The sequence below is a fragment of the Chitinophaga sp. genome, from assembly GCF_036569185.1.
In the GTDB taxonomy this organism is placed as follows: domain Bacteria; phylum Bacteroidota; class Bacteroidia; order Chitinophagales; family Chitinophagaceae; genus Chitinophaga.
The window spans coordinates 1-9,403 of record NZ_DATCRD010000004.1; the positions used below are offsets into that span (position 1 = coordinate 1).

Consider the following 9,403-nt stretch of genomic DNA (forward strand, 5'->3'; position numbering starts at 1 on the left):
GTTCCATTTTTGATCTCCAGTAAGAACTATGGCATTCTGTGGGATAATTATTCCCTGACCAGGGCCGGCGACGTAAGGCCGCTTCACCCGCTTTCCTCCATGCAGCTTTTTTCAAAGCAGGGAGAACCGGGCTGGCTTACCGCTACTTATTCCAATAATATACATAAGCCGCAGGAGATAAGTACAGAAAGAGCTGAGGGAAATATTAATATGGAGTTCCTGGGAGATTCTAAGATCCAGCTTCCCCGGGAATTTACACCCGCTACAGGCGTGGTAACCTGGGAAGGAAGCCTTGCCAGCCATCTGTCGGGCCTTCACCAGTTCCGCTTCACCTACGGTGGTTCGCTGAAGGTGTGGCTGGATGGAAAGCTTGTTTTAGACCGCTGGCGCAAAGCCTGGAACCCCGCGTCTGCATTGGTTCCCTGGAATTTCAATAAAGGAGAAAAAATACCTGTTAAGATCCAATGGACACCTGAAGGAGGTGAATCCTATCTTTCTTTGAAATGGCAGGAGCCTTTGAGCGAAGAAGAGCAGAACAGCTTTGGCTTTTGTTCAGAAGCCGGCAAACAGGTTGATTACTACTTCGTTTATGGTAATAATATGGATGAGGTGATCGCCGGCTACCGCGATCTTACCGGTAAGGCGCCTATTGTGCCTAAATGGGCCTTAGGCTTCTGGCAAAGCCGGGAACGATATAAAACACAGGAGGAGATCCTTACCACGGTTGATGAATTCCGCAAGAGAAAGATCCCGCTTGACAACATAGTGCTGGACTGGAGCTATTGGAGGGAAGCCGAATGGGGCAGCCAGGAGTTTGATGAAAAACGTTTTCCTTCTCCCGACAGCATGATCGATGTGCTGCATAATAAATACAACACCCGCATCATGATATCGGTATGGCCGAAGTTTTATGACGGCATAACAGCGTACAACGAGTTTGATAAGAACGGATGGCTGTATAAAAGGAATATAGCCGACCGGCAAAAAGACTGGATCGGCAACGGATACGTATCAACTTTTTACGATGCCTTTAACAGGGACGCCCGGAAAGGATTCTGGAACCTGATCAATGATAAGATCTATAGTAAAGGAATTGACGCCTGGTGGATGGATGCCAGTGAGCCGGACATTCTCTCCAATGTAAGCCCGGAAAAAAGAAAGCTGCAAATGACGCCCACCGCTTTAGGCAGCGCAGCTGAATTCCTGAACGCCTATCCCCTGCAAAATGCAAAAGGCATCTATGAAGGGCAGCGTTCAACAGACCCTGATAAAAGGGTTTTCCTGCTCACACGCTCCGGCTTTGCAGGTTCACAGCGCTATGCAGCCGCCATATGGAGCGGTGATATTGGTTCTACCTGGCAGGATATGAGAGCGCAAATAACCGCAGGGGTGAATTTTTCTATGTCAGGAATTCCCTACTGGACCATGGATATAGGCGGTTTTGTAGTGCCCGCGAAATTTGAAAAGCCGGATCGCGAAAACCTGGAAGAGTGGAGGGAGCTGGCGACCCGCTGGTCGCAGTTTGGCGCATTTGCTCCGTTGTTCCGTTCCCACGGGCAATTCCCTTACCGCGAGGTATTTAATACGGCTCCGGAGAACCATCCTGCCTATAAAAGTTTTCTTTATTACGATAAGCTGCGTTACCGCTTACTTCCCTATATCTATTCGCTGGCAGGCTGGGGTTACCATAACGACTATACGATTATGCGGGGCCTTGCAATGGACTTTGCAGCAGATACCGCTGTATTGAACATCGGGGATCAATATATGTTCGGCCCCGCGCTGCTGGTAAATCCTGTTTGTGAATACAGGAAAACGGAACGGGCCCTGTACCTGCCCAAATGTGCCGGCTGGTACGATCTGTATTCCGGGAAATGGTATGCCGGCGGTCAGAAAATTATTGCCGAAGCGCCTTATGAGCGGATGCCGCTGTTTGTAAAAGCCGGCTCTATCCTGCCTTTCGGCCCTGATTTGCAATACACTGCAGAAAAACCGGCCGATACCATCACCTTAAATATTTATACCGGCGCGGATGCATCTTTTAACCTGTATGAAGATGAAGGCGCCAATTACAATTATGAAAAAGGCGCTTTTTCCATCATTCCGGTACAATATAGCGAAGCAACAGGCACCCTTACCATCGGGGACCGGAAGGGCTCATTCAATGGCATGCTGCAGAAAAGAACGTTCCGTATAAATATGATAGCGCCTGATAAAGCAAGGCGCCTGGATCTTGATACAACATGCGATAAAGAAGTGATCTATGAAGGGAAACATTTAAACATAAAAAAATAGCCAATTTTAAATTCACACGTATGAAGTCAGCCAAAATTATTCGCTTGCGAATATTGCTGCTCTGGGGGACAATCATGATTTTTACCCTAAGCAAAAACGCCTTTGCACAAACTGCAAAAGTGAGTGGGACCATCATCAGCCTAAGCACATCCGCCCCGGTTCCGGGCGCGTCGGTTAATGTGAAGAACACGCAAACCGCCGCCATTGCGGATGAATCAGGGAAGTTTTCAATTAACGCATCCACCGGCGACGTGCTGGTGATCACTTCCGTTGGGTTTATTGCAAAAGAGGTAAAGGTTGAATCGCCGGAATTGAGGATCCAGCTGCAGGAATCGGAGAACCAGCTGGAAAATGTAGTGGTGATCGGTTACGGCACACAAAAGAAAAAGCTGGTTACCGGCGCCAACATACAGGTAAAAGGTACCGATATTCAAAAGCAGAACACCACCAATGCAATGCAGGCTTTGCAGGGACAGGCGCCCGGTGTGCAGATCACCTCTTATTCAGGGCAGCCCGGCTCCGGCATGAACGTTATTATCCGTGGTAAGGGTACGGTAGGTAATTTTTCCCCGCTGTATATTGTTGATGGCGTTCAAACCGGTGATATTTCATACCTGAACCCTGCCGACATTGAATCCATCGATATCCTGAAGGATGCTGCTTCCGCTGCCATTTACGGTTCGCAGGCAGCCAATGGCGTTATCCTGGTTACCACCCGCTCAGGGAAGAACAATCAGAAAGCGCAGGTTACCCTGGATGTTTTTTACGGCGCCCAGAATGTTGCCCGTAAAGCAAAGCTGCTGAATGCAAAAGAGTATGCCACCATTATAAATGAAGCGGCTGTTAACTCCGGTAAAGCGCCTTATTTCAGCAATGATGTAGTGAACAATTTGCCCGTAAACACCAACTGGATGGATCAGATGTTCAAGAGCAACGTACCCACCCAGAACTATGTGCTGGGCGTACAGGGCGGCGGCGCAGGCTCCGCCTATGCTTTGTCACTGGGGTATACAAGCCAGGGTGGTATTGTAGGCGGCTCCAATATTTCCAACTTCGAGCGTTATACGTTCAGGATAAACTCAGACCACAGCTTATATAAGAATATCATCAAGGTCGGTGAGCATCTTACATTCAATTATCAGAACACGCATGGAATTCTGGTAGATGGCCAGTACAATAACACTTTGCGGAGTGCTTTCAGTACAAGCCCTTTACTGCCCATGTATGATGCGAACGGCAATTACTTCAGCAGCGACCAGAAAGGCTGGTATCCCGGAAAACCCGACCAGGCATGGAACAATACAGAAGCCAACCCGTATGCAGTAATGGACTACACTACGAGGAACCGCAACAGCAACCAGGGTTTGTTCGGCGATGTATATATACAGGCTGAACCTGTAAAGGGCTTAAAGTTGCGCTCCAGCCTGGGCATAAATTATACGGCTAATCAAAGCCACGGTTATACGCCGGTGTATCACCTTTCTATTTATTCATTCAACGATACTTCCAAGGTTACCCAGTCAATGGGTAACGGGCTAACCCTTCAGTTTGATAATTTGCTGAGCTACGATTTTAATGTGGCTGCTGATCACCACTTTAGCGTAATGGCCGGTAGCTCCTCACTGAAAACAAAAACAGTAAATATCAGTGGTAACAACTGGTACCTGCGTGTGGCCGATCTGCAGCATGCCTACCTTTCCGTGGCGCAGAACGTGAACAGGGGCGCGCCCTATATGAGCATTAGCGGAGGGCCTACTGAAAATGCTTTGTTGTCTTATTTCGGACGGTTGCAATACGATTACCGGGAAAAATACCTGCTGAATATCACTTTCAGGTCTGATGGATCATCGAGGTTTGCACCCGGGCACCGCTGGGGATATTTCCCTTCTGTGTCCGCAGGATGGGTAACTACCATGGAAAGCTTTATGCAGGGCGCACACTGGCTGGATTTCCTGAAGATCCGCGGCAGCTGGGGCAGGGTGGGTAACCAGAATGTGGCTGCCTACCAGTTCCTGTCTCCCATCAGCTTCAGCAATACAGCCTATATCTTCGGACCTGTTGAAGGGGCAAATACGCAGGGCGCCTTCCCAAGCCGCATTGCTAATCCCAACGTAAAATGGGAAACCTCAGAGCAGACCAATATCGGCTTTGACGCTACCGTGCTGAAAAGGCTGAACATAACTTTTGATTATTATAACAAGCAAACAAAAGACTGGTTAATTACCGTACCCATTCTGGCCACTGCCGGCGCTGATGCACCGCTGATCAACGGGGGCGATGTAACGAATAAAGGCGTTGAGCTGGCGCTTAATTACCAGAACAGCATTGGTAAGGACTTCAATTATTCAGTTGGTATAAACGGCGCCTATAACAGGAACAGGATCGGGAATATTCCTACAAATGATCATGTGCTTCATGGTAATACCAATGTGCTGTATGCCAATGCCGGTGAGTTTTACCGCGCAGCAAACGGTGAGCCGGTAGGTTATTTCTGGGGATATAAAACGGACGGTATTTTTCAAACTACAGAAGACGTGCAGGCCTATAAAGGCAAAACAGGCGCGCCCATTCAGCCCACCGCCCTGCCGGGAGATATCCGTTACGTGGATCTGAACGGCGATGGCGTTATTGATGCCAACGACAAAACAAAGATCGGCGATCCCAATCCTAACCTCACATTTGGTTTTAATGTAGCGCTGGATTATAAAGGCTTTGACCTGTTTGTACAGGCATCCGGTGTTTCCGGCAACCAGCTGGTGCAGTCCTGGAGAGCTCCGGGTGGTTTCGGTAATTATACTACCGAGGTCCTGGGACGCTGGCATGGTGCAGGAACATCCAATAGAATTCCCAGGGTAACGGAAGATGGCGTTAACTGGGCGCAGTTCTCCGACCTGTATATCTATGATGGAAAATTCCTCCGTATCAGCACCATTACGCTTGGTTATGATTTTGCACGCCTGGTTAAGAAAAGCTACCTGGGCAAGCTGAGAGTATATGCTTCTGTGCTGAATGCTTTCACCATTACCGGTTACAAAGGAATGGATCCGGAAGTTGGATATAATGAAGGCTTTTCATCCGGGGTGGACCTTGGATATTATCCCAGGCCCAGAACATACATGGTTGGAGCAAACATCCGCTTTTAAACTAAAAATGAATCAGCAATGAAAAACTTAAAAATATATATACTATCTGCTGCACTGTTATCACTGGTAGCCTGTAGTAAAACCTTCCTGGACACGGAAGATGTAACATCTGCCACCGAACAGAATTTTTACAAAACACCGGACGATGCCTGGAAAGCGCTGGTAGGTGTATATGATGGATTGCAGCGTGTATGGTCAGGCGGGGTGGCTTTTCCGGTGGCATCTGTGGTGATGTCAGATGAAGCCTTCGGAGGCACCGGCAATGCTGACGGATTTGGTTTCCAGATGATGGACGAATTTGACAAGCTCCGTTCACCTTCCGATCAGAATATGTTTGGCGATAGCTGGAGCCTTTATTACAAAGCTATTTACCGCGCCAATATGCTTTTGCTGCACATGGACGGGGTGAACTGGGGTGGAAATGACAATTTGCGTAAGACCTATGAAGCTGAAACAAGGTTTATACGCGCATTCTGTTATTTTGATATGGTAAGGTTGTGGGGCAATATTCCATTGATCACAAAACCTACTACCGATAATGTGCCGCAGACGGGTGTAGACAGCGTTTATAAGCTCATCACAGATGATCTGAAATTTGCGGCAGAAAATCTTCCCGCCACCAGTTACGGCGGTCAGGATCCTGCCACCCGCGGACGGGTAACTAAATGGGCCGCTGAATCTTTGATAGGCCGCGTGTTCCTTTACTACACCGGCGCTTATAACAAAGCCGACCTGGTAGGAGAGGTGTCAAAGGCACAGGCGCTCGCTTACCTGGAAGATGTGATTAACAACGGAGGATTCGGGCTGGTTGACAAATTTGCCAATTTATGGCCGGCCGCCTCGCTCAATAATTATGTAGGTGAGGATAATAAGGAAACCGTGTTTGCCATCAAGTACACTTATACCAGCGATTGGAACGGCAATGTGGATGGCAATACCTGGATGGTAATGTACGGTATCCGTATCCAGAGCATTTACCCGTATGGAATGGGCTGGGGAGGTGCAACCGTGAACCCTAAGCTTTGGAATGCCTTTGCCCCGGGCGACAGCCGGAGAAGCGCCTCTATTATTTCTATAAAGGACGAAGGGCTTGATTTTCAGAATATAAAAGACCAAAGGGAGTATACAGGCTACACCATTAAAAAGTATACACCCATGGCCGATGCAGCAGGCAGAAGCCTGGCGGAAAAAATGGGAGGTGCAAGCTTCATGATCAGCCAGTACCAGGATTATGTGTCTATCCGTTATGCAGATGTATTGTTGATGGCTGCTGAATTAGGTGCTGCCGGTGCACAGAATTACTTTGACGATGTACGCAAAAGAGCATTGGGCACCAGCTTTGTGCAGATCCCGGTGAACCAGGCAAATATTATGAATGAAAGAAAACTTGAGTTTGCGGGAGAAGGGCTGCGTTACTGGGATCTGCTTCGCCAGGGCGTAAATGTTGCTGCAGCTGCTATTGCGGAATCAACGACCGTTCAAAATGGCGGAGTAAATACAACAAAAACTATCCAGGCATCAAAGGTCATAGAAACAAAAGGCCTGGTGCAAATACCCTATACACAGATCACTTTGTCGAATAATGTATTGAAACAAAATGCAGGATGGTAATGGACTGATTTAGATTGTTCATCCAGGGGGCTATTGTAACATTTTGGCCCCCTGGTTGAATCATTTGACCCCCGGGTTTCAAAGAGTATAACAATAACTTTATAATATTCAATCCACGTATATGAATCTACAACTGTTGCAGCTTATCCCGTCTGCCTATGCCTTGTTAAGGGACTTATTAACCGGATCTTCCGTCAGTACCGGAGGTCCTGCAGAACAGATTATCTATCCTATCCCTATACCTGCTGATTCACCTCAAACAGTCAAGCTCAGATCCGGACGGATGAAATGTCATCCCCGCTGAAGAAAAGGATAATAATCTAGTCAAGTTAAAATTATTAAGTATGAAGTCAACCAAAATGATTCGCTTGCGGATACTGCCGCTATTGGGTATCCTATTGGGATCCCTTTTCAGTATAAACCTCTCCGCACAAACAATAAAGATCAGTGGTACCATCGTCAATCAGGCTAACTCCACGCCGGTTCCGGGAGCAACGGTGAGCGTAAAGAGCGCCCAGCGCTTTGCCATCACTGATGAAGCGGGAAAGTTCACGATCGACGCGTCAACAGGAGACGTATTAGTGATCACCATGATCGGCTACCTGAAAAAAGAGGTAGTGGTTGATAAAAGCACCTCCATCCAGGTGAAGCTGGCTGAAAATGTTTCCCAGCTGGAGGACGTAGTGGTAATCGGGTATGGCAAAATAAAACGGCCGGATGTTACCGGCGCCATATCCTCTGTTTCCGGTGATGAGATCCGCAAAACACAGCCGGTAACCTTTGATCAGGCCTTACAGGGAAAGGTGCCTGGCTTAGTGGCGCAGCAAATATCAGGTCAGCCGGGTGGAGCAGTGTCTGTTCAGATCCGCGGCTTGTCTTCTTTTAGCGGAGGCTCGCCCATGTATGTGATAGATGGGGTTATTATTGGCGGCACCGCCACATTGGGCGCAGGCGTAAATCCATTGGCCGGCATCAACCCTTCTGAAATTGAATCCATTGATGTATTGAAAGATGCATCTGCAACAGCAATTTATGGATCCCAGGCAACAAACGGCGTGGTAGTAATAACAACCAGGAGGGGGCAGGTAGCTCCGCCAAGCATTTCCTATGATATGTATACCGGCTTTCAGCAAATACCTAAAAAGCTGCCTGTAATGAATTTAAGGGAATATGCAACTTTTATAAATGAAAGGAATACAGGTTTAGGCTGGGGATTTGATACCCGGCCGGAGTTTGTAAATCCGAAATACCTGGGTGATGGAACTGACTGGCAGAAAGAGCTTTTTAGAAATGCGCCGATGTCCAACCATACCTTAACCATCAGTGGGGGAGATGCCAGAACACAATACCTGCTGTCCGGCTCTTATTTCAACCAGGAAGGTATTGCGCTGGGATCTGATTTCCGCAGGGTTTCATTGAGATTGAACCTTGACAATAGAACCACCAACTGGCTAAAGATAGGCACCAGCCTGCAGCTTATTAGTATCAAAGAAAATGTGAATTCAACCAGCTCTAATGTAATTAATACCGCATTAAGCCAAACGCCGGATATCGCTGTAAAAAATGAGGATGGCAGCTGGGGCGGCGCGTATAACCCCAATGGATGGGTGAACAGCACCGTGAACCCGTATGCGATAGCCCTTATTAATAAAGACCAGGTGAACCGGAAACAGCTCTTTGGTAATTTATATGCAGAAATTGCTCTTACCAAAGACCTGACCCTCCGGAATGAAGGAACCGCCAGCTTTTCAATGGCAACGGAAGACCGGTTTAACCCTTCCTATACCTTTGGCCTGGTAAAAAATAATACCAACAGCGCATCCTATAATTTTTCGCAAAGCCTGTTCACCACCATCAGGAACTATTTAACCTATGCACATGTGTTTAAAGATAAATACAATGTAAATGTGCTGCTGGGGCACGAAGCGCAGCTAAGCACCAATGAAGGTTCTTCTGCCAGCAGATCCAATTTCCCATCCAACAGCGTGCAGGTGATCAGCAGCGGGGATCCTACTACTGCCACCAATTCCGGCAGCAAAGGGCAAAGCGCGCAGGAATCGTACTTTGGCCGTATAAACCTGGGGATCAATGATAAATACCTGTTCACCGCCAATCTCCGGGCAGACGGATCTTCAAAGTTCGCGCCTGAAAACCGCTGGGTGAATACCTACTCAGGAGCATTTGCCTGGAAAATAAATAATGAAGGATTTCTGCAGTCTGTAAAAAGCATTAATGAATTAAAGCTGCGCCTGGGTTATGGTTTAACAAATAATCAGAATATCCGGGATTATGCCTATACCTCCACGCTGGCCACGGTGGCTACCGGGCTTACAGGCATTGCACAGCTTACCCAG

Annotated in this window: 4 protein-coding genes; all 4 read left to right on the plus strand. The window is 47.8% G+C overall.

Going from position 1 to position 9,403, the window contains the following annotated elements; genetic code table 11:
* Nucleotides 1-2,295 (plus strand): TIM-barrel domain-containing protein (locus VIM72_RS00250; RefSeq protein ID WP_332000866.1); only part of this gene is annotated, 2,295 nt, incomplete at its 5' end.
* Between the two features lie 20 nt (nucleotides 2,296-2,315).
* Complete coding sequence (locus tag VIM72_RS00255) at nucleotides 2,316-5,438, plus strand: TonB-dependent receptor (protein ID WP_332000867.1); 3,123 nt, start codon at nucleotides 2,316-2,318, stop codon at nucleotides 5,436-5,438.
* 18 nt (nucleotides 5,439-5,456) lie between these two features.
* Nucleotides 5,457-7,049: a RagB/SusD family nutrient uptake outer membrane protein gene (locus VIM72_RS00260; RefSeq protein ID WP_332000868.1), complete on the plus strand. Its 1,593-nt coding sequence runs from the start codon at nucleotides 5,457-5,459 to the stop codon at nucleotides 7,047-7,049.
* A gap of 344 nt (nucleotides 7,050-7,393) precedes the next feature.
* A partial coding sequence (locus VIM72_RS00265; RefSeq protein WP_332000869.1) for a SusC/RagA family TonB-linked outer membrane protein occupies nucleotides 7,394-9,403 on the plus strand: 2,010 nt, incomplete at its 3' end.

Excerpts from the sequence above, each read along its gene's own strand:
- VIM72_RS00255 (WP_332000867.1), top strand. The coding sequence starts at position 2,316 with ATGAAGTCAGCCAAAATTATTCGCTTGCGAATATTGCTGCTCTGGGGG.
- VIM72_RS00260 (WP_332000868.1), top strand. The coding sequence starts at position 5,457 with ATGAAAAACTTAAAAATATATATACTATCTGCTGCACTGTTATCACTG.